Annotated in this window: 25 protein-coding genes and 1 tRNA gene; 14 read left to right on the plus strand and 12 right to left on the minus strand. The window is 59.7% G+C overall.

Features of this window, described 5'->3' with window-relative positions; genetic code table 11:
* Nucleotides 1–12 precede the first annotated feature (12 nt).
* Entirely contained in the window at nucleotides 13–2,214 is a 2,202-nt protein-coding gene (locus I5L03_RS09670) for a putative bifunctional diguanylate cyclase/phosphodiesterase (RefSeq protein ID WP_197921588.1), read from the plus strand.
* A 15-nt stretch (nucleotides 2,215–2,229) separates the two neighbouring features.
* Here the strand turns inward: I5L03_RS09670 and I5L03_RS09675 are convergent, their stop codons facing one another.
* Nucleotides 2,230–3,435 carry a type III PLP-dependent enzyme gene (locus I5L03_RS09675; RefSeq protein WP_197921589.1) on the minus strand — a complete coding sequence of 402 codons (1,206 nt, stop codon included), beginning with the start codon at nucleotides 3,433–3,435 and terminating at the stop codon, nucleotides 2,230–2,232.
* Between the two features lie 136 nt (nucleotides 3,436–3,571).
* On the minus strand, nucleotides 3,572–4,123 hold the full coding sequence (locus I5L03_RS09680; RefSeq protein ID WP_197921590.1) for a LemA family protein: 552 nt from the start codon (nucleotides 4,121–4,123) through the stop codon (nucleotides 3,572–3,574).
* A gap of 74 nt (nucleotides 4,124–4,197) precedes the next feature.
* On the opposite strand from I5L03_RS09680, the gene I5L03_RS09685 reads away from it, so the two are divergent.
* Nucleotides 4,198–5,151 (plus strand): DUF3137 domain-containing protein, encoded by a 954-nt coding sequence (locus tag I5L03_RS09685; protein WP_197921591.1) that lies wholly within the window; start codon nucleotides 4,198–4,200, stop codon nucleotides 5,149–5,151.
* Here the strand turns inward: I5L03_RS09685 and I5L03_RS09690 are convergent.
* The gene (locus I5L03_RS09690; RefSeq protein ID WP_197921592.1) at nucleotides 5,148–6,209 is read right to left on the minus strand and encodes a 1,9-bis(guanidino)-5-aza-nonane synthase; all 1,062 of its coding nucleotides are present in this window, start codon (nucleotides 6,207–6,209) and stop codon (nucleotides 5,148–5,150) included. The genes I5L03_RS09685 and I5L03_RS09690 overlap by 4 nt on opposite strands.
* Nucleotides 6,210–6,445: 236 nt before the next feature.
* Between I5L03_RS09690 and I5L03_RS09695 the strand changes: the two genes are divergently transcribed.
* From I5L03_RS09695 to I5L03_RS09710, 4 genes are all read left to right on the plus strand, one after another.
* Nucleotides 6,446–7,411 (plus strand): threonine ammonia-lyase, encoded by a 966-nt coding sequence (locus I5L03_RS09695; RefSeq protein ID WP_197921887.1) that lies wholly within the window; start codon nucleotides 6,446–6,448, stop codon nucleotides 7,409–7,411.
* A gap of 93 nt (nucleotides 7,412–7,504) precedes the next feature.
* Nucleotides 7,505–7,948 carry an MAPEG family protein gene (locus tag I5L03_RS09700; RefSeq protein ID WP_197921593.1) on the plus strand — a complete coding sequence of 148 codons (444 nt, stop codon included), beginning with the start codon at nucleotides 7,505–7,507 and terminating at the stop codon, nucleotides 7,946–7,948.
* Between the two features lie 10 nt (nucleotides 7,949–7,958).
* The gene (locus tag I5L03_RS09705) at nucleotides 7,959–8,408 is read left to right on the plus strand and encodes an MAPEG family protein (RefSeq protein WP_197921594.1); all 450 of its coding nucleotides are present in this window, start codon (nucleotides 7,959–7,961) and stop codon (nucleotides 8,406–8,408) included.
* 83 nt (nucleotides 8,409–8,491) lie between these two features.
* Nucleotides 8,492–8,947, plus strand: a complete 456-nt coding sequence (locus I5L03_RS09710) for a response regulator transcription factor (RefSeq protein ID WP_197921595.1) — start codon at nucleotides 8,492–8,494, stop codon at nucleotides 8,945–8,947.
* Between the two features lie 3 nt (nucleotides 8,948–8,950).
* Here the strand turns inward: I5L03_RS09710 and I5L03_RS09715 are convergent, their stop codons facing one another.
* From I5L03_RS09715 to otsB, 3 genes are read right to left on the minus strand one after another with little or no spacing between them, the layout of a single operon-like run.
* Nucleotides 8,951–10,351, minus strand: coding sequence for an alpha,alpha-trehalose-phosphate synthase (UDP-forming) (locus I5L03_RS09715; RefSeq protein WP_197921596.1), 1,401 nt, complete (start codon nucleotides 10,349–10,351; stop codon nucleotides 8,951–8,953).
* Nucleotides 10,352–10,372: 21 nt separating this feature from the next.
* Nucleotides 10,373–12,187, minus strand: a complete 1,815-nt coding sequence (locus I5L03_RS09720; RefSeq protein ID WP_325100157.1) for a glycoside hydrolase family 15 protein — start codon at nucleotides 12,185–12,187, stop codon at nucleotides 10,373–10,375.
* Nucleotides 12,184–12,924, minus strand: coding sequence for a trehalose-phosphatase (gene otsB / locus I5L03_RS09725; RefSeq protein ID WP_234035193.1), 741 nt, complete (start codon nucleotides 12,922–12,924; stop codon nucleotides 12,184–12,186). Before otsB ends, I5L03_RS09720 begins: the two co-directional genes overlap by 4 nt.
* Nucleotides 12,925–13,125: 201 nt before the next feature.
* On the opposite strand from otsB, the gene I5L03_RS09730 reads away from it, so the two are divergent.
* Together I5L03_RS09730 and I5L03_RS09735 are read left to right on the plus strand one after the other, a co-directional pair.
* Nucleotides 13,126–14,934, plus strand: a complete 1,809-nt coding sequence (locus I5L03_RS09730; protein WP_197921598.1) for a DEAD/DEAH box helicase — start codon at nucleotides 13,126–13,128, stop codon at nucleotides 14,932–14,934.
* A gap of 87 nt (nucleotides 14,935–15,021) precedes the next feature.
* A complete protein-coding gene (locus tag I5L03_RS09735) occupies nucleotides 15,022–15,621 on the plus strand; it encodes an SDR family oxidoreductase (RefSeq protein WP_197921599.1) in 600 nt (199 codons plus the stop codon).
* Between the two features lie 17 nt (nucleotides 15,622–15,638).
* Here the strand turns inward: I5L03_RS09735 and I5L03_RS09740 are convergent.
* The 5 genes from I5L03_RS09740 to I5L03_RS09760 form a co-directional block, all read right to left on the minus strand.
* Nucleotides 15,639–15,715 (minus strand) — tRNA-Met (locus tag I5L03_RS09740).
* A 120-nt stretch (nucleotides 15,716–15,835) separates the two neighbouring features.
* Nucleotides 15,836–16,360: a 2'-5' RNA ligase family protein gene (locus I5L03_RS09745; protein WP_197921600.1), complete on the minus strand. Its 525-nt coding sequence runs from the start codon at nucleotides 16,358–16,360 to the stop codon at nucleotides 15,836–15,838.
* A 6-nt stretch (nucleotides 16,361–16,366) separates the two neighbouring features.
* Nucleotides 16,367–17,335: an endolytic transglycosylase MltG gene (gene mltG, locus I5L03_RS09750; protein WP_197921601.1), complete on the minus strand. Its 969-nt coding sequence runs from the start codon at nucleotides 17,333–17,335 to the stop codon at nucleotides 16,367–16,369.
* Nucleotide 17,336: 1 nt separating this feature from the next.
* Nucleotides 17,337–18,599, minus strand: coding sequence for a beta-ketoacyl-ACP synthase II (gene fabF, locus I5L03_RS09755; protein WP_197921602.1), 1,263 nt, complete (start codon nucleotides 18,597–18,599; stop codon nucleotides 17,337–17,339).
* 124 nt (nucleotides 18,600–18,723) lie between these two features.
* Entirely contained in the window at nucleotides 18,724–18,960 is a 237-nt protein-coding gene (locus tag I5L03_RS09760) for an acyl carrier protein (protein ID WP_197921603.1), read from the minus strand.
* Between the two features lie 154 nt (nucleotides 18,961–19,114).
* Here I5L03_RS09760 and I5L03_RS09765 point away from each other — a divergent pair, with 154 nt between their 5' ends.
* A complete protein-coding gene (locus I5L03_RS09765; protein WP_234035194.1) occupies nucleotides 19,115–19,639 on the plus strand; it encodes a ferritin-like domain-containing protein in 525 nt (174 codons plus the stop codon).
* 105 nt (nucleotides 19,640–19,744) lie between these two features.
* Nucleotides 19,745–20,134 (plus strand): hypothetical protein, encoded by a 390-nt coding sequence (locus tag I5L03_RS09770; RefSeq protein WP_197921604.1) that lies wholly within the window; start codon nucleotides 19,745–19,747, stop codon nucleotides 20,132–20,134.
* Between the two features lie 12 nt (nucleotides 20,135–20,146).
* Here the strand turns inward: I5L03_RS09770 and aspS are convergent, their stop codons facing one another.
* The gene (gene aspS / locus I5L03_RS09775; RefSeq protein WP_197921605.1) at nucleotides 20,147–22,006 is read right to left on the minus strand and encodes an aspartate--tRNA ligase; all 1,860 of its coding nucleotides are present in this window, start codon (nucleotides 22,004–22,006) and stop codon (nucleotides 20,147–20,149) included.
* Between the two features lie 173 nt (nucleotides 22,007–22,179).
* On the opposite strand from aspS, the gene rnd reads away from it, so the two are divergent.
* The 4 genes from rnd to I5L03_RS09795 all read left to right on the plus strand — a co-directional run bounded on the left by rnd (nucleotide 22,180) and on the right by I5L03_RS09795 (nucleotide 26,624).
* The gene (gene rnd / locus I5L03_RS09780; RefSeq protein ID WP_197921606.1) at nucleotides 22,180–23,382 is read left to right on the plus strand and encodes a ribonuclease D; all 1,203 of its coding nucleotides are present in this window, start codon (nucleotides 22,180–22,182) and stop codon (nucleotides 23,380–23,382) included.
* A gap of 5 nt (nucleotides 23,383–23,387) precedes the next feature.
* On the plus strand, nucleotides 23,388–24,284 hold the full coding sequence (locus I5L03_RS09785) for a hydrogen peroxide-inducible genes activator (RefSeq protein ID WP_197921607.1): 897 nt from the start codon (nucleotides 23,388–23,390) through the stop codon (nucleotides 24,282–24,284).
* Between the two features lie 79 nt (nucleotides 24,285–24,363).
* Nucleotides 24,364–25,422 carry an NAD(P)-dependent alcohol dehydrogenase gene (locus tag I5L03_RS09790; protein ID WP_197921608.1) on the plus strand — a complete coding sequence of 353 codons (1,059 nt, stop codon included), beginning with the start codon at nucleotides 24,364–24,366 and terminating at the stop codon, nucleotides 25,420–25,422.
* Between the two features lie 89 nt (nucleotides 25,423–25,511).
* Complete coding sequence (locus tag I5L03_RS09795) at nucleotides 25,512–26,624, plus strand: serine hydrolase (protein ID WP_197921609.1); 1,113 nt, start codon at nucleotides 25,512–25,514, stop codon at nucleotides 26,622–26,624.
* Nucleotides 26,625–26,629: the final 5 nt, after the last annotated feature.

Consider the following 26,629-nt stretch of genomic DNA (forward strand, 5'->3'; position numbering starts at 1 on the left):
CGCGGACGAATTATGGCTGTTGGCAATCTGTTGAGAGGCTTTGGCGGATCGAGCGCCTCCAAGCCTGCTGCCCGCGTCGTTTCTGCCGAAGATGCCCAGCGCCGCCTCGAGATACTCGATGATTATGAGCGCACAGGGCTATCGTGGATCTGGGCGACAGACCAGGACGATCGCCTGATCTACTTCTCTCCCAGCGCTGCCGAGCACTTGAAAGAGGGTCTGGACGAGCTTCTCGACAATCCGCTGGCCGAACTGTTCGAAATCGACCCCGACAATGCAGACCGCTCGGACCGACCGCTCAATTTCCAGCTTAAGGCCCGCAACAAGATTGCCGATTTGCCTGCACGCCTGATTGCCGAGCGTAGTATGGCCGCGGGCAAAGAGCGCTGGTGGGCACTTTCCGGCCATCCCAAATTCGACAAAAGCGGCAAATTCCTCGGCTATCGCGGCAGTGCGAAAGACATCACGCAGGCCTATCAGCGCGCACGCGAGGACTCGCGCCTTGCAGAATATGATTCGCTTACTGGCCTTGCCAATCGTCATCGCATGAACCGCAAGCTTGAGAGCACTCTGGCCGCATACAAGAGCGCCAAAAGATCTTGCGCATTGATGATGATGGATCTCGACAAGTTCAAGCAGGTCAATGACACGATGGGTCACCCTGCCGGTGACGAATTGCTGCGGCAGGTCGCAGAGCGCTTGCGCGCAATCGTCGGTGACAGAGGCGAGATCGGTCGACTTGGCGGCGATGAATTCCAACTCATCCTGCCTGACATCGATGACCGCGGCACGCTGGGCGATCTGTCGGACAAGATCATCCAGATGCTGTCCTCCGCCTACCAGATCGATGGAAAGCGCGCGATCATCGGCGCTTCGGTGGGCATATCGGTTGCGCCCTATGATGGCGTCGAAGCCGAGGAAATCCTCAACAATGCCGACCTGGCGCTGTACGCCGCGAAGAATAGCGGACGCGGCACGTATCGCTTCTATTCTGCCGATCTAAAAGGCGTTGAGCAGGAACGCAGCGAATTGCTCGACGATCTGCGCCAGGCGCTCGCCACGGACCAGCTCAATCTGCATTACCAGCCTGTCGTCCGAACATCGGACAATCATGTGGTCGGATTTGAAGCATTGATGCGCTGGGAGCATCCCGGTCGCGGCTTTGTCAGCCCCGGCGTGTTCATTCCCGCAGCCGAAGAAACGGACCTCATCAACCAGCTAGGCCAGTGGGCGCTGCGCCGCGCGTGCGAGGACGCAATGCAGTGGCCGGAAAAGGCGCGCGTCGCGGTGAATGTTTCGGCCAAGCAATTCGCCAATAAAGGCTTTCCGGCCATCGTGACGCAGGCGATCGCTGAGTCCGGCATTGATCCCGACCGCTTGGAATTGGAACTGACCGAAACCGTCTTCATGGGCGATACCGAAACGACCGATGCAACTTTCAAAACGCTAAAGGGCCTTGGCGTGCGGCTTGCGCTGGATGATTTCGGGACCGGTTATTCCTCGCTTAGTTATTTGCGGTCGGCCCCCTTCGACAAGATCAAGGTAGACAAGAGCTTCGTCGATACCTGCACCCAGAAGAACGAGAACAGCTCGAAAATCATCACAGCTATCATCGGCCTGTCCAAGGCGCTCGGAATGGAAACGACGGTGGAAGGTGTCGAGGCCTTCGATCAGCTCAAAGTCGTCTGCGACAAGGGCGCGCAATACGTTCAGGGCTGGATCTATTCCAAAGCCCTGCCGCAGGATCAGATTCTAGAAGGCATCGCCACGGGCGGTTTCAAAATCGAACCCAATGGCCCGGAGACATACCGCCCGGAACGCCGCAGCGTTTTCCGCCGGATCGGCGTAATTCATGAAGATCATCGCTATGATGCCGTCATGAAGGACCTGTCGCAGACCGGTTCGCTGATTGAAGGGCTCGTCGGCGTGCCCAAGGGAACGGGCCTCGTGCTCGATCTGGGTGCAGGACAACTGGTCGTATGCACAGTGGCGCGATCGAAAGACGCGACTTTCGCTGTCGAATTCGAAACACCGCTGGTCAGCGATGGAGCCGGCGGCCTTGTGACCCGTCACCGTATCTCGCCCTACGCTCTCGCAGCTGCCGGAATGCCGCTCGCCGCGCTGCCGCCCGGCAATTACCCGCTTTCGCTAGGCGAAGAAGGCGCGCCGAAAAGCCAGCCGCAATTCATGCAGGTTACGGTTTCGAGGGCATAGCTCCCTCGCTTGGCCTTAACGCAGGCTCACCACATTGTCGCTGGCGCGCGGATCGGGACGATCGCCGCGATAGAGGCTGGCCATGGGCTCGTCTTCAACGATGGCCGCTTCGACTGCGCCAAAACCGTTGAAATCCGTCTTCATCGCCGCGCCGTATGCACCGAGCATGCCGATTTCGATGTAGTCACCAGCCTGAATGTCCTCGGGCAGCATGAAGGGACCCTTCATGTAATCGGCATCATCGCAAGTCGGGCCATAAAAGGCGAACTCGGTCAACGGCTTGATCAAATCGTCTTCCAGTGCACGTACCGGGAAGCGCCAATCGACATGGGCTGCATCGAACAGGGCGCCGTAAGAGCCGTCGTTGATGTAAAGCTCATTGTCGCGACGCTTTTCGACGCGCACGATGATGGAGGAATATTCGGCGCAAAGTGCGCGGCCGGGCTCTGCCCAAAGTTCCGCCGAATAGGAAATCGGCAACGCTTCGAAATGGCGATGGATCATCACGAAGAAATCTTCCAGCGCGGGCGGTTCAAGATCGGGATAGACACTGGGAAAGCCGCCGCCGACATCGACAATGTCCACAGTGACCGCAGCCTCTGCAATCGCGGCACGAACGCGTTCCAGCGCCTGCACATAGGCGAATGGCGTCATCGCCTGACTGCCAACATGGAAGCAGACGCCCAGCGCATCGCAATGCTGACGTGTCGCTTGCAGCAGCGGCGCGGCATCGGCAAGGTCGACACCGAATTTGGACGCGAGCGAAAGCTGCGAATGCTCGGATGACACGCGCAGGCGGACCAGCAGGTTCAGATCACTCGCGGCATTACCATGCTCATCGGTGGTCGCGGCGACGATCTTTTCCAGCTCTTCGACCGTGTCGAGGCTGTAGGTCTTCACCCCGTGATCGAAATAGGCTTCCTTGATCGCGCGCGGGGTCTTGACCGGGTGCATAAAGCACAGCGTCGCGTCCGGCAGCAGGCCGCGTACGAGACGCACTTCACCAATCGAAGCGACATCGTAATGCGTAACGCCATTGTCCCACAGGATCTGGATAAGATCGGGCGACGGATTTGCCTTTACCGCATACATCGATGTGCCCGGAAACTTCTCGGTGAAGAAGCGGGCGGCGCGCGCAGCAGCATGCGGGCGATTGAGGATAACGGGTTCGTCCGGCGCGAGTGCGCGAACTACAGCCTTGGCATCAGAATATTGGTGCAATTCAAGGGACCCCCTAAGGCGTTAAACCAAAAAGCTCAAAGCAGGCTGCCTTGCGGAGGGTGTCCCATGGGGCAGCGAAAGCGCGCGTATAGATCGCTTTCGCTGAACTGCAAGTGAAATCGAAGACGCAGATCGGTCAGGAAAATTGAACATTCGGCACTTGGTCAACAACACCCTTTTCGCTGTCGTCCAACCGGTGGAAATCGGCCTCTTCGAAGCCAAGCATTCCGGCGAACAAAACCGCCGGAAAACTCTCACGCCCGGTGTTGTAGCGTGACACCGCAGCATTGAGCGCCCTGCGGGCAGCAGCAAGCTTATCCTCTACATCGGATAGCTCCCGCTGAAGTTCCTGAAAATTGCTGCTAGCTTTTAGGTCTGGATAGGCTTCCCCAAGCGCGAGGAGCTTGTCTAGCGCTACGCGAAGGGTCTGCTCATCGGCGGAATTGATCGATCCGCTGGCGGCATGGTTGCGCGCGGCGATCACGCTTTCCAGCGTCTCCTGCTCATGCGCGGCATAGCCTTTCACCGTGCTGACGAGATTGGGGATAAGATCATGGCGCTGGCGCAGCTGCGCATCGATATCCGCCACGCCCTGATTTACATTCTGCCGGAGGGCGACCAGCTTATTGTAGATCCCGATCCCGAGTATCACGAGAACCACTGCGATCCCGAGCAAAATGAATTCCATGAGTTTACCCTACCCTTCCATTTGTAAATCGACCTGTGCCATGACTTCGGGCCAAGGAAAAGGGGATTGGGCAAATGATTGAGCGTCCGGATGTGGATGCATTGCTGGCGGGCGAGTTGGGGCAGTGGCTGGAAGAGCAGAAGGCTGTTCGCGAAGAGGCCAAGAAGAAAACGTGGAACAGACGCTTCATCGCGCTGGCCATCGTCTTGCCTTTCCTCGTTTTCATCTGGATCACTTTCCGTCCCGATGCCGGGATCATGATCTGGGCGACATTCCTGCTCGGCGGCATCGGGATTGCCTGGGCGCAGGCGCCGGTTTTCAAAGCGATCAAGGACGTAAAGGTCGGCATCAACGATGCGATCGCCGATACGCTTGGTCTCGCATATTCGCATGACTGCAAACCGGGCATGCCAGTCGAACTGGCCAAGGCGTGCAAGCTATTACCGCGTCATAATCGCTCTCATTTCGAAGACGAGTGGAGCGGCGACATCGGCGGCATCCCTTTCATGCTGCAAGAAGCGAAGCTGCAGGAGCGACGGGGCTCTGGCAAGAACCGCCGCTGGGTCACCGTGTTTCAAGGCGTGGTGATGAGCATCGGTTACAAGCGCCGCTTTCACGGCACCACGCTGCTGGTCCGCGACAATGCCCATCGCACCTTTTTCGGCGGCAAGCGGGACAGCATCAAGATCGCCGGTATGGAATTGGACTATGCCGACATGACTCATCCCGATTTCGAAGACCGCTTCGATATCTACACGACCGATCAGGTCGAGGCGCGGCATCTTATCGATCCGCTCTATGTCGAGCGGCTCATCGCTCTCGAACGCAGCTATCGCGGCGAAGGTGTTGCCACCATCTTCCATGAAGGCAGCCTCGTCGTCACCCTGAAGACCGGCAATATGTTCGAAAGCGGCAGCATCGATGCCGACGATGATCGGCGGCTGATCCAGCGCACCGTCGATCAATTCGCGCGCATTTCGGACCTCGCCAAGGAACTGAACAGCCGCGAGCCGCTAACGGGTATTTAGGCGTCCTTATTGAACAGGTTGGCCCAACGGCGCTTGTCGCGGGTTTTCCAGTGGCCGCGGTGGTAGGCATCGCTGGCAAGCAGCGGCATGACCGAACCCGCCTCTGCGAACACCATCTGCTCGATCGCGGTCGAGACCTTACCCCAGCTCGCCGCCTCTTGAAGCGTCGAGGATGAGCAGGCGCCGTCACGCACATCGGCGACGGTGATCTGCACAGCGTATTTGTGCACCGAGACATCTTCATGGCCGAGGATCTCTGCACAGACGACCGTATCCTGGATGAAGTTCTTGGGCACACCGCCGCCGACCATCAGCAGGCCGCTTTCGCCGCCTTTGATCTTGATGTCGGTCAGCTCGCGGAAGTCGGCCACTGCGTCGATCATCAGATAAGGCTCGCCCTTCTCCATCTGGTCGACCTGGTGCTTCACCAGGCCAAACCCGGCGGAGCTGTCCACGAAGGCGGGGCAGAAGATCGGCACGTCATGTTCGTAGGCGAGTTTGACGAGGCTGTTCTCCTTCTTACCATGCTCGACAAGGTACTTACCCATTTCGCGGATGAACGCGCGGCTGGAATACGGCCCCGGCGGCAGGTCGTTGGCGATCTTGTTGATCGTGAAGTCGCAATCCTGCAGCTGCTCTTCGTCGATATAGGTGTCGTAAATCCGGTCGATATAGAGCGAACGCAGCGTGTCATCATCGGGCACTTCCAGTGCTTGGTAGTGCTTGTGTCCAAGCCCTTCGAAGAAGTCCATGTCGACGATCGTTGCGCCCGTCGCCACCACGCAATCGACCATGTTGTTGCGGATCAGCTCCGCATACAGATCCATGCAGCCGCCCGCGCTGGTGGAACCGGCGATGACGAGGAAGATGGTGCAATCCTTGTCGGCCAGCATCTGGTTGTAGATGCCGGTCGCATTGGCGAGATCGCGGCTGGTAAAGCTCATCTTCTTCATCTGGTCAACGATGGGACGCGCGTCGAAGCTGGTGATGTCGATGTGTTCGACCTCGGTGCTCAGCAGTTCAGCTTTGCGGGTGTCGTTGATGGGCTTGTCATTCATGAATCGGGAAACTCCTGTCCGGTTTGCCCGCAAAACGGGTCATATGACTTCCCCGTTCCCGATTTCGCCGAAAGAGGCAAGGTGTGACAGGTGTGACAGTGTCCTGAGGGCAAAACTCCATCGCGCATGCGGGTCCTGCAAAGGCGCGAAATTCTGCGGAAAAACACCGGATCGAAAGCATTTCGCCGCAATGACCTGCGTGACAGTTTGTAGGAAAGGCCTAAGACATCGTGACGATGGAAAACACCCAACGAGAGCCAACCCGCGAAGGCGTGATCCGCGCTGCCGAGAAGATCGCCGCGATCCTGCCGCCGACCCCGTTGCTGGCCTTCGAAGCGCAAGGCAGAACCGTCTACGCCAAGGCCGATTGCCTGCAACCTATCGGAGCTTTCAAGATACGCGGCGCGTGGCATAGGCTGACTGACCTCAGCGATGCAGAGAAAGCTGCCGGGGTTGTCGCCGTTTCCAGCGGCAATCACGCGCAAGGCATCGCCTGGGCCGCACGCGAACTTGGCATCGAAGCCACCATCGTGATGCCGGAGGATGCCCCGCGTGTGAAACTGGAGCGCACGGCCAGCTACGGCGCACGTGTCGTCACCTACGATCGCATGACTGAAAACCGCGAGGAGATCGCGAAGGCGCTTTCGGAAGAGAAAGGCGCGGTCTACGCCCATGCCTATGGCGATCCGTGGGTCATCGAAGGCCAGGGCGGCGCCGGGATCGAGATCGCCGACCAGATGCTGGCGCAAACCAATCGGCCGGTGTCGCGCATCCTGGCATGCTGCGGAGGCGGCGGCCTGACAGCGGGGCTTGCCCTCGCCTGCCCCGATGCAAGCGTCATCCCGTGCGAGCCCGAAGGATGGGACGATGTCTGTCGCAGCCTCGAAACGGGCGAAATCCAGAGCGTGGGCGACAATCCGCCGCCCACCGCCTGCGACGCGATCCAGACATTCCGCACCTTCCCGATCAATTTCAACGTCATGAAAGAGCACTGCCGCGAATGGGCGCGCGTTTCGGAAGAAGACATTCGCAATGCCCAGCGCTTCGCCTTTTCCCATCTGCGCATCGTGGTGGAACCGGGCGGTGCAGCTGCGCTGGCGGCTGTCCTTGCCGGCAAGGTCGAAGTCGACGATGCGACGGCAGTGATGATAACCGGCGGCAATGTGGATGCAGCATCCTTCGCAGCAGTCCTGCAAGGCTGAACCGCCATGGTGGACACAAGATAGGTTGCAATTGACAATCTAATTTCAGGCGGTCACCTTTTCGCCCGTCATGAACGGGGAGGAGTTTTTCCCATGAACACTGCATTTCTCGCGCCGGCAGCGGCGCTCGCGATCTGGTCCATGATCATGCTGTTCTGGATGGCGGGAACGCGCTTTCCGGCCATGAAGAAGATGCGCGCCTCCAAGGGCAGCAGCGGCATGGTGAGCAAATCCAGGGCCGGTGGCCGCGGACAGGACCTTGAAGGCCTGATCCCCGACGAGGTGAACTGGAAGGCGCACAATTACACCCACCTGATGGAGCAGCCGACCGTCTTTTATGCCGTCGTCTTCATCCTTGCGCTTGCGGGTGCTGGCTCCTTCGAACTGGTGCTAGCGTGGGCATATGTTGTGCTGCGCGTCATCCACTCGCTGTGGCAGGCGCTCGTAAACACGATACCGGTCCGGTTGCTGATCTTCACGGCCGGCAGCGTGATCCTATTGTTCCTCGCCGTGCGCGCCCTGATACTCACGATTTGAGAGACCCACCATGGTGACCATCCTCCAACCCGTCGTGGCGCTCGTCGTCTGGACGCTCGTGATGTGCCTCTGGATGTATGCCACGCGCCTTCCCGCAATGGCCGCCGCCAAGGTGGATCCGGACAGTCTTGCGCAGGATCGCGACATGTCGCTCGAAAAGGTTCTTGAACCGAGAACCCAATGGAAAGCGCATAATTTCAACCACCTGCATGAAGCACCTACGGTGTTTTATGCAATCATGCTGACGCTCGCCTTGCTGAGCACGCAGCCTGAAACCGACCTTGCCGGAAACGGCCTGGTGGCATTGCTGGGCTGGAGCTATGTCGCATTGCGTGTCACGCATTCAGTGGTGCAGGCCACCTGGAACAAGGTCGCCGTTCGCTTTGCCCTTTTCAGCCTTTCCCAGATCACCCTGATCGGCCTTGCGGGAATAGCAATTCTCACGGTCTTTGGCCTGTAAGGGTTACTGACTAGGCAACCATATACGCCTCTTCGACAGTCCTGCGGCATTAGTGTGGCAAGCTGGCCCGAGGAGGACCAAACATGGCTTATATACTCGTTGTCGACGATGACGATATCATTGCCGAACACGCCGCACAGATATTGATCGATTCGGGCCATGCCTGTGGCTGGGTCAGCGATACAAAAGCGGCTTTGCAGGTGCTTACCCGCCGCAAGCCCGATCTTATACTGCTCGATCAGAATATGCCGGGCGAAAATGGGAGCTCGCTGCTGCGCCGCCTGCGTAACAGTCCGCGTTTCTTCGACATTCCGGTAGTCATGCTGACAGGCGTGCACGGTATCAAGGACGAGCAGGTCGCCTATTACAACGGCGCACAGGATTACATCCGCAAGCCGTTCAGTGAGAAAATGCTCATCTTCCGCGTCAGGCAGGTGCTCCGCTCGCGAGAGGCAGGTGCCCGGCGCGGTGGCCGGGCTCTCTTCGCGGATGTAGATCCAGAACCGGTCATGCCGCCATCCAGCTCGCGGCTGCTCTGAAGCTTAGCTCGCCAGACTGGCAAGATCGCTGACGAAATTGTCCGTCCAGCGCTGAATATTCTCTTCGCGCACGCTTTTCAGCTGGTTCTGGTGGCGCATCCTGCGCTCCTCCAGCGGCATATCGAGCGCCTTGGCAATATTGTGCGCCAAATCATCCGAACTATGCGGATTGATCAGCAAAGCGCCCTCCCCGTCGCAATCGAGCTGCTGGGCGGCCCCCGCAAAGCGCGAGAGGATCAGCACCCCGGGATCGGCAGGATCCTGCGCAGCGATATATTCCTTCGCAACGAGATTCATTCCGTCACGCAACGGCGTCACCAGGCCAATCTTGGAAGCGCGGTAGAAACCGAACAGCTCTTCCTGACTGTAACCGCGATTGACGTAGCGAACCGGCACGAGGTCGACTTCACTCCGCGCGCCGTTGATCTGACCCGCCTTCTGCTCGAGCGTGGCGCGAATATCCTGATAGCTGCCGATGTCTTCGCGGCTGGGCGGCGCAATCTGGATAAAAACAAGATCGCGAACACGCTCTGGATAGCGGTCGAAGAAACGCGAAATTCCGTCGAGCCGTTCGGGCAGGCCTTTCGAATAGTCGAGCCGGTCGACGCCGATCATCGCGGTGCGGTTGCGGGTTGAGGTGATCAGGCGTTTTTCCGCCTTCGCCGCATCTTCGGTTTCGCCCTTGCTCGCAAAGAAATCGAAATCGATGCCGATGGGATAGGCGCGGGCATAGGTCGTGCGGCCTTCGAAGGTAATCGCGCCGGTCTCGTGATGCACTTCAGCGCCCAGTTCCTTCCCGCAATAATGCAGGAAGCTCTCAAGCCAGGTGTCGTTCTGGAAGCCGAGCAAATCGTAATGCAGCATCGCGCGCACCAGTCGCTCGTGATAGGGCAGCGAGACGAACAGATTGGTCGGCGGCCACGGCGTGTGGAGGAAGAAGCCGATGCGGTTCTCGGTGCCCATGCTGCGGAGGCGCTCGGCGAGCGGCAGCATGTGATAATCGTGCACCCACACCTGATCGTCAGGCTCGATCAGCGGCAGGACGCTTTCTGCGATCCGCTCGTTAACCCTCTCATATCCTTTGGCAAATTCGCGCTCGTAGCGAGCGAGGTCGATGCGGTAGTGGAAGAGCGGCCACAGGGTCGAATTGGCGTAGCCGTTGTAATATTCCTCAATGTCCTGCTTTTCGAGGTCGATTGTGGCAGTGGTGACGCCTTCGGCCGAGCGGACGTAATTGACGCTGCCGGTGAATTTGTCCGTCTCCTGCCCCGACCATCCGAACCAGATGCCGCCATTGGCTTTCAGTGCGGAATTGAGCGCGCCGGCGAGCCCTCCTTGCGCGCCAGCCACCCCGCGCGCCTTGGGTACGGCGACGCGGTTCGAAATGACGACAAGTCTTGGCAAAATTTCCCCTAGCCCGCCTGTTCAGCGGATCGTGTTCCAACTCTTCGATAACAGGCCAGCGCAGTTGATCGTTCCGACGAGCGAGTAAGTTTGCGGAAAATTGCCCCACAATTCGCCGGTTTCGAAGTCCATATCCTCGCTCAGCAGGCCTGACTTTGTGCGGTGGCCGAGCATGGTGGTGAAGAGCTCGCGCGCTTCATCCTTGCGGTCCATCAGTGCCAGTGCTTCGATCAGCCAGAAGGTGCAGATGTTGAAGGCCGTTTCGGGCGCGCCGAAATCATCCTCTGCGGCATAGCGCAGCATGTGTTCGCCGCGCCGAAGCTCGCGCTCGATCTGCTCGAATGTGGCGACGAACCGCGGATCGTCAGGCTCGACATAGCGCAGTTCGAGCAGCTGGAGCAGGCTCGCATCGAGGTAATCGCTTTCGAAGCTGGCGCCGTAATGTCCGCCTTCCCCGTTTTCTTTCCACGCCTTGTCTTCGATCTTCTCGGTGATCGCTTTCGCCCTCTCACGCCAGAATTCGGCGCGGTCCGGCTTGCCAATTTGTTCGGCAACCTTGGACAGGCGATCGCAGGCCGCCCAGCTCATGACCGCGGAATAGGTATGAACCTCTTGCCGGGTGCGGAATTCCCACAGGCCTGCATCGGGCTGATCGTGCATTTTCCACGCTGCCTCGCCCACTTCCTCCAGACTTTCGAAATCGCGCTCATCCGCCATGCGCAGCAGGCGACGGTCGAAGAAACCCTGTGCGGTAGGAAGCACGATCTGGCCATAGGCGTCATGCTGGATCTGCTTGTAGGCGGCATTGCCGATGCGCACGGGCCCCATGCCGCGATAACCAGCGAGATAGGCAGCTGTGGTTTCATTCAGCTCGCCCTCGCCCATCACCGAATAGAGCGGCTGGATCTGCCCGCCTTTCGCGCCATCGACGATATTGCGGAGATAGCCGAGGTATTTCTCTAGCACATCGAGCGCGCCAAGCCGGTTCAGGGCCTGCACGGTGTAATAGCTGTCCCGGATCCAGCAGTAGCGGTAATCCCAATTTCGCTCGCTGCCGGGCGCTTCAGGGATCGAGGTCGTGAGCGCCGCCACAATCGCGCCGGTCTCTTCATGCTGGCAGAGCTTCAGCGTGATGGCGCAGCGGATCACCTCATCCTGCCATTCGTAGGGTGTCGCTAGCCCGCGCGACCAGTGCTGCCAGTATTTGCGCGTGCTCTGCTCCATCCGCCGGATTTCTTCGCGCAGATTGCCCGTGAAGGGTTCATCCGGACCAAGGAAGAAATGCGTATCGCCTTCGATGCGAAAGGTACGGTTTTCGAGGATGTAGCCCACTGGCGCATCGGTGCTAAGCCGCAGCGCCTGGTCGCCGAGCAGATAGCGAATGTGATTGGTGCCATTGGTGGTTTCTGCGAGCGCCGCGCCGTGGTTCTTCATCGGGCGCAAGATGATCCGAATACGTGGACTTCCAGACACCGGGCGCACGATGCGGGAGAAGGCGACCGGGCGATACATCCGGCCCTTACCTTCAAATCGCGGACAGAAATCAAGGATTTCGACAGCGCTGCCGTCTTCCGCCTTAAGCGTGGTCAGCAGGATCGGCGTATTGCGGATATATTCCTGCCGCGCGCCGACCTGTCCTTCCAGCTCGAAGCGCCAGGTACCGGCATCCTGCTGATCACTGTTCAGAAGCGCACAGAATGTCGGATCGCCATCGACACGTGGGACACAGCCCCAGACGAGCGCTCCGCGCGTGTCGATCAGGCCGGAGACCTGACAATTGCCAATGGGCCACAGCTCAAGACTGCTTTGATGCTCGCTCGCTAATGTATCACTCACAATTGCAACCAATGGTGCACTGCAGCAGGACTGGCAAGACCGTATCGCGCGTTTTCGCTCGGCCGATCCCCCACGGCGATGCCGAACCCGCCCAATTCATTCGCGGCGCGCATGCCGTCTTCGTCTGTGACGTCATCGCCGATGAAGACAGGCGTAGACCCAGCGAAGAGCGTTGTTTCCATGAAAGCACGCACCGCGCTCGCCTTGTTCGCCTCGTCGGCCACGAATTCGATCACGCATTTGCCTTGCTTCACGATGATGCCCCGCTCTTCCGCAAGAGCCTGCGCAAATTGCAGCCCTTTATGTTCGAGCGTCGGGTCGGACCGATAGTGTAGCGCCGCCCCGTGGGTCTTCACCTCCAGGGAAAAGCCGTGGGCTTCGGCAAACTCAGCGATGCTATCGCGCGTGTCTTTCGCCAAATCCTTCGGTTCCGCACCGATCGCCGCACCGCCTGCATCCCGGCAATCGCTCCCGTGGGACCCAGCCCGCGCAACGGAGAGCTCACCCGTATGCTTTTCAAGATCGGCGAGCGCCCGCCCGCTCACCACGGCAAGTCTGCCCTCCAATCGTTCATGCAACGAGCCGAGGCGCTGCGAAAGATCGCCCGGCACTTCGATGCTATCCGGAGTGTCGGCGATGTCGACCAGAGTTCCGTCGAAATCGAGGAAAAGCGCAATCGATTGCTCTTCATTGAGAGTATCGAGTGCAGGCGGCGGAGGGAGCGAATTGGAGACCATGAAGGGTCTGTCTAACGCGATGCTGGCATCCGTCAAACAGGGCAATTCGGCCAGCACGCCAAGAATTTGCGAGCCAAACGCCTCCGGTGCGCCTATGGGGGCCGCAATCACGCAATTGCGATTGCTTCCGCACGCCGTTTTTCGGCGTGCCCGCGCCGTTCACGCTGAACTGGCGCGGTCATTTTAGTTTAGGTTCGATAGATGAAATTCCCTCCCCTTCCCGCCAGTCTTGAGGCTGCCCTTGCCGAGCGCGGCTATGAAAGCGCAACACCCGTCCAGGCGGAAGTGATGCAGCCCGATGCCGCGGGCCGCGATCTTATCGTTTCCGCGCAGACCGGATCGGGCAAGACCATCGCATTCGGTATTGCCATGGCCGAGGACCTGCTCGGCAGTGAAGACACAATCTCCTTTGCAATCCGCCCCGCCGCACTCATCATCGCGCCGACGCGCGAACTGGCCTTGCAGGTCAGCCGCGAACTCGCGTGGCTCTACGCCAAGGCGGGCGCCCGCATCGCGACCTGTGTCGGCGGCATGAACCCGCAGCAGGAACGCAAGAACCTGCGCTCTGGCGCGACTATCGTGGTGGGAACACCCGGGCGTCTGCGCGATCATCTGGAGCGCGGCGCGCTCGATTTGTCGGAATTGAAGGCCGTCGTTCTCGATGAGGCGGATGAAATGCTCGACATGGGCTTTCGCGAAGAGCTGGAGGAAATCCTCGACGCGACACCCGATACCCGCCGCACGCTGTTGTTCTCCGCCACGATGCCGCGCCCGATCGAAGCGCTGGCGCGCCGTTACCAGCAGAATGCCCTGCGGATTGCGACGATCAGCGAAGGGCGCGGACATGGTGATATCGCCTATCAGGCCGTCACCGTCTCGCCGCCCGAAATCGAGAATGCGGTCGTCAATTTGCTGCGCTTCCATGAGGCCGAAACGGCGATCCTGTTCTGCGCAACACGCGAGAAGGTACGCCATCTGCACGCCACATTGCAGGAGCGCGGCTTTGCGGTCGTTGCCCTTTCCGGTGAGCATTCGCAGCAGGAACGCAATCAGGCGCTCCAGGCGCTACGCGATCGCCGTGCCCGCGTATGTGTCGCTACCGATGTGGCGGCGCGCGGCATCGATCTTCCGACGTTGAGCCTTGTTGTGCACGTCGAGATACCGCGCGATGCCGAGACTTTGCAGCACCGTTCCGGCCGTACAGGCCGCGCGGGAAACAAAGGCACGGCGGTGATGATCGTGCCGTTTTCGCGGCGCAAGCGCGTTGAATCCATGCTGCGCCACGCCAAGATCACGGCCGAATGGACCGACGCGCCCGATCGCGATGCCATCAAGGCGAAAGACCGCGAGCGCCTTCTCGAAAAGCTGCTTGCGCCGGTTGAGGTGGATGACGGCGATCGGGAACTCGCTGAGCGCCTGCTGGCAGAACGCACTCCGGTAGAGATCGCCGCCATGCTGGTGCAGGCGCACCGTGCGAGCATGCCCGAACCCGAAGATTTGATCGCCAATACGCCCGAAGCGCGGCGTGAGGCCCAGAAGGATCGCCATCGCCCAGGCTTTGAAGACACGGTGTGGTTCCGCATGGGGCTGGGCCGTCGCCAGAACGCCGATCCGCGCTGGATCCTGCCGCTGCTTTGCCGCCGGGGTCACATCACCCGCAATGAAATCGGCGCGATCCGCATCGGGCCGGACGAAACCTTTTTCCAGATCCCGCGCCAGATTGCCGACAAATTCGCCGATGCCGCCGCACGCTCTGCGCAGAGTGACGATGACGAGGATCCGGTGCTGATCGAACGCTCTGAAAGCGGGCCTCGTGAAGTTGCTCGCGGCAATCGCAAGCGGGGACACGGAAAGTCGCATGGCGACGGACCGCGGGTAAAGGCGAAGCGCAATTTCAAGAAGTCGGACAAAGGCAAAGGTTCGTTCAAGCCGGGCAAGCGTGACAAGCAGGGTAAGCCGCACAAGGGCCCCAAGGGACCGAAACCCTCCGCCAAAAAACAGAGGGACTAAAAGCGGCAACGATCGGTGGGGTCCTGCGTTGATAGGAAAACGCTTTGCGAAAAAGCATTCCATCCACTTCAATCGCAGGATAGTCCCATGAATGTTCTTATTGCCGGCTCCACCGGAGCAACCGGCCTTCGCCTTACCCGGCAACTCGCCGAGGCTGGTCACAATCCTATCGCGATGCACCGCGCATCCTCTGACACGTCACAATTGCCCAAAGGTGTTGCGACGCGAGAAGCCGATCTGACTGAGCTTTCCAATGATGTGTGCGACGGCGCAGAAGTCGTCGTCTTCGCTGCCGGCTCGGGCGGCGATACCAGCGCAGAAATGACGGATAAGGTCGACCGTGACGGTGCGAAGAAGCTGGTCGATATTGCTGTAAACAGCGGGGTAAAGCATTTCGTGATGCTCAGCTCGGTCGGCGCAGTTGATCCTGATCCGGAATCCGATCTCGCGCATTATCTGCAAGCCAAGCATGAGGCGGACGAGCACCTGATGGCTTCGGGCTTGTCCTACACCATCGTGCGTCCCGTTGCCCTCACCGATGACGAGGGATCGCGCGATATGAATCTGGGCGACGACGTGGACCCGAGCGGCAAGGCAGCACGCGGCGATGTCGCAGCAATCCTCGCTCGCGCGGTGAATGACGAGACGCTCGCGGGGAAGGTCTTCCTTATTGAAAGCCGCATATGATCGCTATTGCTGGGATTTGGTAGCGGAGGAGGGACTTGAACCCCCGACACGCGGATTATGATTCCGCTGCTCTAACCACCTGAGCTACTCCGCCCCAAAAGGGATGCACGCGCGGCGCGCTGTGCAGGCGGCGCATTTAGGTGGGCTTTCACGCCCGGTCAACTGGCGAAATGGCCTCTGTGCAAAATCCTCTGCCGATTATTGCGCCGTTCTGTCAGGCGTCGGCGCGCCCGCGGAAGGTGAAGGTGCCGAGGTGATCCCACGGGCCGCCCTGATAGGCGTGCAGTTCAAGCCCCGGGAAGGTGAAATCCCGCTCGATGACTTGCGGCGCCAGCTCCGCCTGCAGCGCCTTGGCTTCCTTGCTTGTCACCTTGTTTTGGACGGTCACATGCAAGCGTGGGCTGTGCTGGTCCTGGCTGGTGAGCATGCCGTGAAAGCGATTGGCAATCTCGTCTCGCACGCGGCGCATGGCATCGCTCTCCAGCTTCAGCGCAGTGCCGCCGCCAAGGCTCATGATCCCCGCCAATCGCGCCGGAACGGGCGCATATTCGCGCGCCATCGTGATGAGACATTCGCGCACTTCGCCCTCGCAGCTCGGCGGTAGCGAGTGAAACAGCGTGACGTGCGCGTCGAGATAATTGCGCTCTGGCGGGAAATGCTCCTGACGCAGGCGATTGGCCCAGCCCTGCAAGTCCTTGGGCAGCTGCGCAGTGACGATCAGGGGAGCATTCTCAGCCAATCGCGATCACATCTCGCCGCGTTCCCGGCGCAGAGCAAACCAGCGCTCGACGGCGGCATTATGTCCATCGATTGTCGAATTGAAATCATGACCCCCAGTTCCATCGGCGACCATGAAGATCGCGTCCGTCTCTGCCGGGTTCAGCACGGCGGCAATGCTTTCCCGCCCCGGATTGGTGATGGGGCCAGCTGGCAGACCAGGCATTTGATATGTGTTGTAGTCATTGATGTCGTCGATCTCCGACTGGCGGATGCGCCGCCCCAGCGGGCGACCGCGCGTGATCGGATAGATAATCGTGGGATCAGCCTGCAGCCAGATGCCCTGGCGGATACGGTTGGAATAGAGCCCGGCGACCATTTCGCGCTCTTCAGGCACGCCCGTTTCCTTCTCAACGATGCTGGCGAGGATCACCGCCTCCTCCGGGCTGCTGACGACAGTATTGGGTCCACGCTGCGGCCAGAGCTCGGCGAGAACCTCGTCCATTGCCCGCTGCATGCGTGCAAGCACGGCGATCCGCTCCTCACCGCGCTCGAACTGATAGGTGTCGGGCAGTACGGAGCCTTCGTCGGGCACAGGGATTTCGCCGACGAGCAGGTCTTCCGCCATCAGCATGTCATGGATGATGACGCTGGGCGTGCCTTCGGGGATAGTGACGCGATAGGCGATGGCTTCGCCGTGCTGGAAAGTGTCGAGGATGGAGGCTGGGCTTGCGCCAGCTGGCAGTGCAAACTCGCCCGCCTTTATCGGATCGCCGCCGCCGAACACTTTTGCGCGCAGCAGGAAGGCATCGGCGGAGGCAATGTGCCCCTCCTCTTCCAGCAGTCCTGCGACTGACGTCAGCGATGCGCCCGAGGGCACGGTGAAGGCGACTTCTTCCTCGACCGAGGATGTGCCCCACCAGCCCCAGGCGAACCAGCCCAGCACGGCGACGAACACCAATATGCCCGCCGCGACCAGGCCGCCCAGTTTCTTCATGTCAGTCCTCTACGCGCTTCATCACCAGCGACGCATTGGTGCCACCAAAGCCGAAGCTGTTGTTAAGTACTGCTTTCACTTCGCGCTTTTTCGCGGTGAGCGGAACGAGATCGACGCCTTCGGTGCCATCATCCGGATTGTGGAGGTTCAGCGTCGGCGGGACAACCTGATCGCGCATGGCGAGGATGCAGAAGATGCTCTCCACCGCGCCTGCACCGCCCAGCAAGTGGCCGATCGCAGACTTGGTGCTGCTCATGGACGCACCGCCCAGATCGTCGCCCAGTACGCGGCGCACCGCGGCAAGCTCGATCGTGTCGGCCATGGTGCTGGTGCCATGCGCGTTCACGTAATCGATGTCTGCTGGTTCAAGCCCTGCCTTCTTCAGCGCCATGCGCATCGCGTTCTCGGCGCCCTTGCCTTCGGGATGCGGTGCGGTGACGTGATAGGCATCGCCCGAGAGGCCGTAGCCCACGACTTCGGCGTAAATCGTCGCACCGCGTGCCTTGGCGTGTTCATATTCCTCGAGCACGACGACACCTGCGCCCTCGCCCATTACAAAGCCCTCGCGGTCCTTGTCATAGGGGCGGCTCGCCTCGGTCGGGCGGTCATTGAAACCGGTGTTGAGCGCGCGGGCCTGCGCGAACCCGGCGATGCCGATGGGGCAAATGGTCGCCTCTGCGCCGCCAGCCAGCATGATGTCAGCATCGTCATCGCGGATCATCCGTGCCGCGTCTCCGATCGAGTGAGCCCCGGTGGAGCATGCCGTCACAACCGCGTGGTTGGGCCCCATCAGGCCGTATTTGATGCTGACCTGACCGGAGATCAGATTGATCAGGCGGCCATGCACGAAGTGCGGAGAGACACGGCCCGGGCCGCGATTGGCGAGATTGTTTGATTCCAGCTCGATACCCGGCAACCCGCCGATGCCCGAACCGATCGAGCAGCCTGCGCGCAGTTTCTGCTCATCGGTCAGTTCGGTCAGGCCAGCGTCTTCCAGTGCCTGCCCGGCCGCGTCGATGCCGAATACGATGAACGGGTCTACCTGCCGTTGAATCTTGCCATCCACACGCTTGTCCGGATCGAAGCCCCATGGGTGATCGGCAGGCTTTACCTCGCCCGCGATAGTGCATTTCTGGTCCGCCGGATCGAATTTGGTGATCTGGCCGATCCCGCTTTCACCCGCGATCAGGTTTTTCCAACTGGTTGCGACATCACCGCCTAAAGGGGTGACAAGGCCAAGGCCAGTTACGACGACACGCCGCATATATCTTCTCCGCAATCAAGAAAGGCCCAGCCATAATGGCTGAGCCTTCCATACCCCTTCACGTTCATCGCAGCCGTTTGGCCGTCTTAACGATGCGGGGTGAGTTCAAAGGGTCAGCCAGCTCTTAGCTAGTGTGTTCCTCAATGTACTTGTTGGCGTCGCCAACCGTGTTGATCTTTTCGGCAGCGTCGTCCGGAATTTCCACACCGAACTCTTCTTCGAAAGCCATCACCAGCTCAACGATGTCGAGGCTGTCGGCACCCAGGTCGTCGATGAAGCTGGCTTCCGGAGTCACCTTGTCTTCTTCCACACCGAGATGCTCGACGACGATCTTCTTCACGCGGTCAGCGGTATCGCTCATGTATTCCCTCTCAAACTTGGGGTTTCAAATGTCCCTTTCGCCCTAATGAACGGGCGCGACAAGCGCAAGGGCCTGCAACACCTCTGTCTGATGGTTGTTTTGCAAGTACCTCAATGGCGATGACGCGGGAAGTGTCCGCATTTCCACCTTAGCGATGAAGGGAGGCTGGGCAGCGACCAGTGGGGGAAACATACTCACCGCCATCCATTGGTTAGACAAGCAACTGATAAAAAGGAGATTTTTCATGTCTGCCAATAGTGTACTCAAGTCACTCACAGATACCGCATTTGATTCGGTTGAGGGTTACCGCAAAGCCGCCGAAAAGGCCGATAGCCCCCAGCTAAAAAAGGCCCTGAATGAGCGTCTGCAAAAGCGCGAACAGACCGTTTCGCAGCTTAATGCAGAAATTCAGCGCCAAGGCGGCGATCTTGTCACCAAGGGCACGATGACCGGCGAAGTGCATCAGGCGTTCCTGTCCATCAGCGATGCATTTGAAAATGGTGACGAAGCAGCCGCCGAACGTGTCGAAGAGGGCGAAGATTACCTAAAGGGTAAGTTCAAAGACGCGCTTGAAGACGATGATCTCGATCCGCAATCGCGCGCAGTAGTGCAGCAGTGCTATGCCGAGATTAGCGAAGGCGAACAGTTCGGCGACATGATTGAGCGCCAACACGGATAACGTACGACGCATTTAGCGTTCGCAGGAACACGAAGAGGCGCGGTTCTTTCGGGAGCCGCGCCCTTTTTCGTGCGTCGAGCATTTGCTGAATAAAGGAGCGTCCCGATGCGTCGAATTTTGATTGTCGCCTTATGTGCACCGCTCACAGCCTGTGCGACGACTTATCTCGAAGTCCCGTTCCCGACGTATGAATACTCCGGCATCGATCTGCTGGCCGGCGTTAGCGGACGAGTGGAACTATCGGATAAGTGCCTGTTGATTTACCGAGAGGGCGCGGAGCCCGGCACACCTCCGGCAAATCTGGTCATGCCGCTCGGCACGCGGCTGCAGGGCAGCAGGATCACGCTCCCCGAAGAAAATGGCGGTGCCAGCTTCCGTCTCGGCGAGACGATCCGCGTACAGGGCGGCTTTCACGAGCTTGACGGAACGCACTCACGCAGCCGCAATCCGGGCGGATGTGCGGGCACGTCGTTTACGGTGAACCGGCTGTATTGAGCGGACCGAAAGTCAGCTTTCCTGCGGCGGTGCGTCGCGCGATGTGGAATTGCGGTTCATATCGATTTTTTCCGCCACGCTCGCCGCCTTCTGCATTTCGAGCGCTTCGCCGGTCAGACGGATATGCACATCGCGCAGCTGTTTGGGGCTGACGACAGAGGGCGCACCCATCATCAGGTCTTGCGCCTTCTGGTTGAGCGGGAAAGCAATCACTTCGCGGATATTCGGCTCGTCAGCCAGCAGCATCACGATGCGGTCGATACCGGGAGCCGAGCCACCGTGCGGGGGCGCGCCAAGCTTGAACGCCTCGATCATGCCGGAGAAATTCGCGTCGACCTCTTCCTTGGAATAGCCCGCGACTTCGAATGCCTTGTACATGATTTCCGGCTTGTGATTACGAATTGCGCCTGATGACAGCTCGTAGCCATTGCAGACGATGTCATACTGCCACGCCTTGATCTCAAGCGGATCGGTGTTTTCCAGCGCCTCCATCTCGCCCTGCGGCATGGAGAAGGGGTTGTGGCTGAAATCCACTTTCTTCAGCTCTTCGTCGTACTCGAACATCGGGAAATCGACGATCCAGCAGAATTTGAAGCAATCCTGCTCGATCAGTTCCAGCGTTTCGCCAACGCGGGTGCGTGCGGCACCTGCCAGCTTGGCGGCTTCCTTTTCCTTGCCCGCAGCAAAGAACAGGCCGTCATTGCCGCCAAGGCCGAGCTCTTCATAAAGCTTCGCCATGTTTTCCGGGCCGTGGTTCTTGGCGATCGGACCACCGAACTCCCCGCCCTTGCGGGTGACATAGCCGAGACCTGCAAAGCCTTCGCGCTTCGCCCAATCATTCATCTCGTCGAAGAACTTGCGGCTCTTTTCATTGGTGTTCGGAGCCGGGATCGCGCGGATCACGCCGCCGCCGCCAACGATCTTTTCAAAGATGCCGAAGCCCGACTGGGTGAAATGGTGCGAAACGTCGCTGATGATGATCGGGTTGCGAAGGTCCGGCTTATCCGTGCCGTATTTCAGCATGGTTTCGGCGTAAGGAATACGCGGGAACTCACCTGCGGGCGTAACCGACTTGCCGCCGGAGAACTCCTCGAAAACGCCGGCCAGCACCGGCTCGATGGCATTGAACACGTCTTCCTGCGTGACGAAGCTCATCTCGAAGTCGAGCTGGTAGAATTCAGGGCTGCGATCGGCGCGAAGGTCTTCATCGCGGAAACAGGGGGCGATCTGAAAGTAACGGTCGAAACCGGCGACCATCAGCAGCTGCTTGAACATCTGCGGAGCCTGCGGCAGCGCGTAGAACGTGCCCGGGTGCAGGCGGCTCGGCACAAGGTAGTCGCGCGCGCCTTCGGGCGATGAGGCACCGAGGATCGGCGTCTGGAATTCGGAGAAACCCTGATCGGTCATGCGGCGGCGCAGCGAAGTGATCACCTGGTTGCGCAGCATGATATTCTTGTGCAGCCGCTCACGACGCAGATCGACGAAGCGGTACTTCAGGCGCGTTTCTTCCGGATAATCTTCGGCAGAATTCACGATCAGCGGCAGTTCGTCCGCCTTGCTCTGCACGGTTACCGAGCGCGCAAAGACTTCGATGTCGCCGGTCGGCAGGTTCGCGTTCACCGCTTCCGCATCGCGCGCCTTCACCTCGCCATCGATGGTGATGACACTTTCCAGCCGCAGCGAGTCCAGCAGTTCGAGCGCGGGGGAATCCTCATCCGCCACGATCTGGGTGATGCCGTAGTGATCGCGCAGATCCACGAACAGCACGCCGCCATGGTCACGCTTGCGGTGAATCCAGCCGGACAGGCGGACAGCGTCACCTACATTCGACTTGTCGAGTTGTGCGCAATTGTGGGTACGATAGGCGTGCATCGGGACTCTTTCCATTTCGGGGGCTATAACCTAAGGGCGCGCGCAGGCGCTGCCACGGGCATAAAGCTTTGTGCGCGCGCTAACAGGGTATGCACGGCGCTTTGTCAAGATTCGCATCTCGACAGGCAGAGTGCGGCAGGCACGGTGAACCGGCCAAACAGAAATGAAGATACATGAAAATCCATCCCCTTATTACCGATAGCAAAGACCTCGCCGAGCTGTGCAAGCGATTGGCGAAGGGCGATTTCATCTGCGTGGACACAGAGTTCATGCGCGAGAACACATATTACCCGCTGCTGTGCCTGGTGCAGGTCGGCAATGAGGAAGAGGCCGCAGCTATCGATCCGCTGGCCGATGGGATCGACATCCAGCCGCTGTGGGATCTGCTGACCGACAATGATGAGGTGCTGAAGATTTTTCACGCCGGCGGGCAGGATGTGGAAATCGTCTTCAATTTTACCGGCAAGACCCCCTACCCCATTTTTGATACGCAAATCGCGATGATGGCGATCAGCCAGTCCGAACAGATCGGTTACGCCAATCTGGTCGAAAGCTGGCTCAACAAGACGATCGACAAAGGCGCGCGTTTTACCGATTGGAGCCGCCGCCCGCTGACCGACCGGCAGATCGAATATGCGATTGGCGATGTTACCTATCTGGCGCAGATTTTCCCGAAGATCCTCGAAAAGCTGATCAAGACCGATCGCGGCCATTGGCTGAATGCGGAGATGGAAAAGCTCGCCGATCCAAGCAATTACGCGAACAATGTCGAAAATGCATGGCGGCGCATCCGCGCCCCGGGCCGCAATCCGGCGGTGCTCGGTCGCCTGAAGGATCTGGCCGCGTGGCGAGAGAAAGAGGCGCAGGACAAGGACATCCCGCGCGGGCGCATTATTCGCGACGAAACCCTCGCCGATATCGCCAGCCATCCGCCAAAGAAGCAGGCAGACCTGTCCAAAGTGCGCGGCCTTTCGCAGGCGTGGAAAGAGAATGACATCGGCAAGCGCCTGATGCGGGTCCTCAAGAATGCAGAGCCCCTGCCAGCCGAGGAAATGCCGACCAAGGCCAAGCGCGGTGCACCTTTGGGCAAGGAAGGTGCGCTGGTGGCTGACCTGCTGAAGCTGCTCCTGAAAATCCGCGCCCGCGAAATCGAAGTCGCTTCGCGCCTGCTGACCAAGGCCGATGAGCTGGAAGCCTTGGCCGCCGGTATACGCAAGTTGCAGATCCTCGAAGGCTGGCGCTTTGAAGTCTTCGGCAAAGACGCGCTTGAACTGGTCGAAGGCAAGCTTGGCTTCGCCGTGGAGAACGGTCGCCTCAAAATGACTCGCTTCGATGACGCGAAAGCCGAATTGGCAGAGGCGGCTGAGGCGCAATAGAGGCCATGAGCACCTACCTCCCCACCATCAAACAGCTGCAATATCTTGTTGCCCTCCATGAGCATCAGCATTTTGGCCGCGCGGCAGAGGCGAGCTTCGTTTCGCAATCGACGCTGTCCGCAGGGATCCGCGAACTGGAATCGCTGCTCGGCGTGACGCTGGTGGAGCGCAGTCGCCGGGTTGTGCGCTTTACGCCGCTGGGCAAAAACGTGGTCGACAAGGCGCACCGCGTGCTGCGTGAGACAGAGGAACTGGCAGAATTGGTTCAGGCCGCCGGAAAGCCGCTCTCGGGCGAATTGCGCATGAGCGTGATCCCCACAATCGCGCCATTTTTCCTGCCGCGCATCCTGCCACGCCTGCGCAGGGAACGGCCCCAGCTAAAGCTCTTCCTGCGCGAGGAGACATCCGACCACGCCATCGAATCGCTCCATCACGGACGCGCGGATTGCGTGCTGCTTGCCTTGCCTTTCGCGACTGGCGAAGTGGAGAGCGAAATCATCCAGGATGATGCGCTGCATGTCGCTTTCCCAAAGGATGATCCGCGCGATCCGCCTGCTGAAATCCCGCCCAATATGATCGATGAGGGGCGCCTGCTGCTGCTCGAGGACGGGCACTGCCTGAAAGAGCATGCGCTCGCCGCCTGTAATCGACCCGAAATGCGCGCGAGTGCGACGATGATCGGCACCAGCCTGCACACGCTTGTGCAGATGGTCGATAACGGCCTCGGTCTCACCATGCTGCCGCAAATGGCGATCGATGCGGGCATCCTGCACGAGACTGATGTGGTCGCGCGTCCGCTCAAAGGCACGAATACTAGCCGGCAGATCGCGCTCGTCTGGCGCGCCAATTCGCCGCGTGCGGATGAATTCAAGCTGCTGGCCGAGGAATTGCGCGCGGGTTGATGGCCTGCGCCTTCCCACTCCTTTCCTAAAGGTCTAAGCGTCTCCTGAGGCTGCAAACCCGCGGCCCTGATTTGGGGGAATGATCGTGGAAACCATCGGCTACGCTGCGCGCGACACAAGCGGCACATTATCGGCGTATAAATTTGAACGACGCGACGACTTGCAGCCGGACGATGTTGCCATCGAAATCCTCTTCTGCGGCATCTGCCATTCGGACCTGCATTTCGCGCGGGACGATTGGGGGATGACGAACTATCCGATCGTGCCGGGCCATGAGATCGTTGGGCGTGTCACAGCGCTTGGCGACAAAGTGGAAGGGCATGAGGTCGGCGACCTGGTGGCCGTGGGCTGCATGGTCGACAGTTGTCAGAAATGCGACCAGTGCAAGGCCGATCACGAGCAGTTCTGCCGTGAAGGCATGACCATGACCTACGGGTCAGAGGACAAGCATCTCGGCGGCATCACCCAGGGCGGTTTTTCCAAGCATATTGTCGTGTCGGAAAACTTTGTTCTGCACGTGCCCGAAGGGCTCGACCCTGCGGCGGCTGCACCGATCCTATGCGCCGGCATTACCGTTTATTCGCCGATGAAAGCCGCTGGCGTCGGCAAGGATAGCCGCGTGGCGGTCGTCGGTCTTGGCGGCCTTGGGCATATGGCGGTCAAGGTTGCAGCGGCCATGGGCGCTGAAGTCACCGTGCTCTCGCGAACGCCGGACAAGCAGAAAGACGCGCAGGACCTCGGTGCACAAAAGTTTCTCATCTCGAGTGATGAAGAGGCGATGGAGGAGGCTGCATCATCCTTCGATGTCATCATCGACACCGTTCCCGTGCAGCATGACATCAATTCATACTTGCCCCTGCTGGATATCGGCGGAGAGCTGGTGATCGTTGGCCAGATCGGCATGCTCGATGAGCCAAATACAGGCCCTCTGCTCTTCGGAGGCAAGCGCATCACCGGCTCATTGATTGGCGGAATTGCCGAAACGCAGGAAGTGCTCGATTTCTGCGCCGAGAAAGGCGTCGCGCCGGAGATCGAAATGATCGACATCCAGAACATCAATGATGCAATGGAACGGCTCGAAAATGCAGACGTACGTTACCGCTTTGTGATCGACATGGCGAGTTTGCAGGGCGGCTGACAAGCCGCGGCTCCCGCTCAAAGAGGCGTCAACGATCATATCTTGCGAAGTTCGGATATAATCGGGCGTTCGCTCATTGCCTTGATGTAATGAGAAAACTCGCCCTTCTTCCGCTCGCCGCCGTAGTTCTCCTCTCCGCATGCTCCTCACCTGACGAGCAGCCCACCGGCGAGCCAAGCGAAGCAAGCGCTAGCGCGGATCCGGAAGTGAGCGAGCAAACGCCCGAGCCGCCTGAACCAGTGGCCCCGCAAGTGGCAGAAGCGCGCGATGCGCTGACCCAGCAGGTCACCAGCATTGCCGAGGATTTTGGCGGCACCGTCGGAATAGCAGTGGTCGATGTGCAGGACGGATGGAACACGGGCTTTGAAGAGACCGCGCTGCTTCCCCAACAAAGCGTCAGCAAACTGTGGGTCAGCCTCGCGGCGCTGGAAATGGTCGATCGTGGCGAGCTCGATCTCGATTCGACGATCGTCATCCGCCGCGAAGACCTGACCCTGTTTCACCAGCCCCTTCGCGCTGAGGTGCTGCGTGCCGGGGTGAAGTTTACCGATGCCGCAGACCTTATCGAACGCGCCATTACCGAAAGCGATAACACCGCCAATGACGTTCTTCTGTGGCAAGTCGGCGGGCCTGACAGCGTGCGGGAAATCCTAGAGAGTAAGGGGTTGGACAATATCCGCTTCGGGCCGGGCGAACGCGCCATGCAAAGCGGCATCGCTGGCCTCAATTGGAAGCAGGAATATGCCTATACGCGGCACGGTTTTTACGAAGCGCGCGATGCGATTCCTGATACTCTCCGAAAGGTCGCCTTTCAAAACTATCTGGATGATCCCGTCGACGGGGCAACTCCGCTAGCCATTGCTCAGGCCCTCGCGGCACTCGCGCGTGGCGAGCTGCTTTCCGAAGCGTCCACCCAGCGCTTCATCGCCACGCTGGAGCGCACGAAAAGCGGTCCGCGCCGCCTGAAAGCGGGTGCGCCGGATGGTTGGACCGTCGCGCATAAGACAGGCACCGGACAAATCTATGACGGCAGGCAGGCCGGCTATAACGACGTTGGTCTCGTCACGTCGCCTGACGGGCGAACCTATGCCATCGCCATCATGATCGGCGAAACCCGCCGCCCCGTGCCTGCGCGGATGGACATGATGCAATCCGTCACCCGCGCGGTGGCCCAATTCGACCGAGCACTGCCGGACAGCTGATAATA

The organism is Aurantiacibacter sediminis, from assembly GCF_016019885.1.
Taxonomy (GTDB): Bacteria; Pseudomonadota; Alphaproteobacteria; order Sphingomonadales; family Sphingomonadaceae; genus Alteraurantiacibacter; species Alteraurantiacibacter sediminis.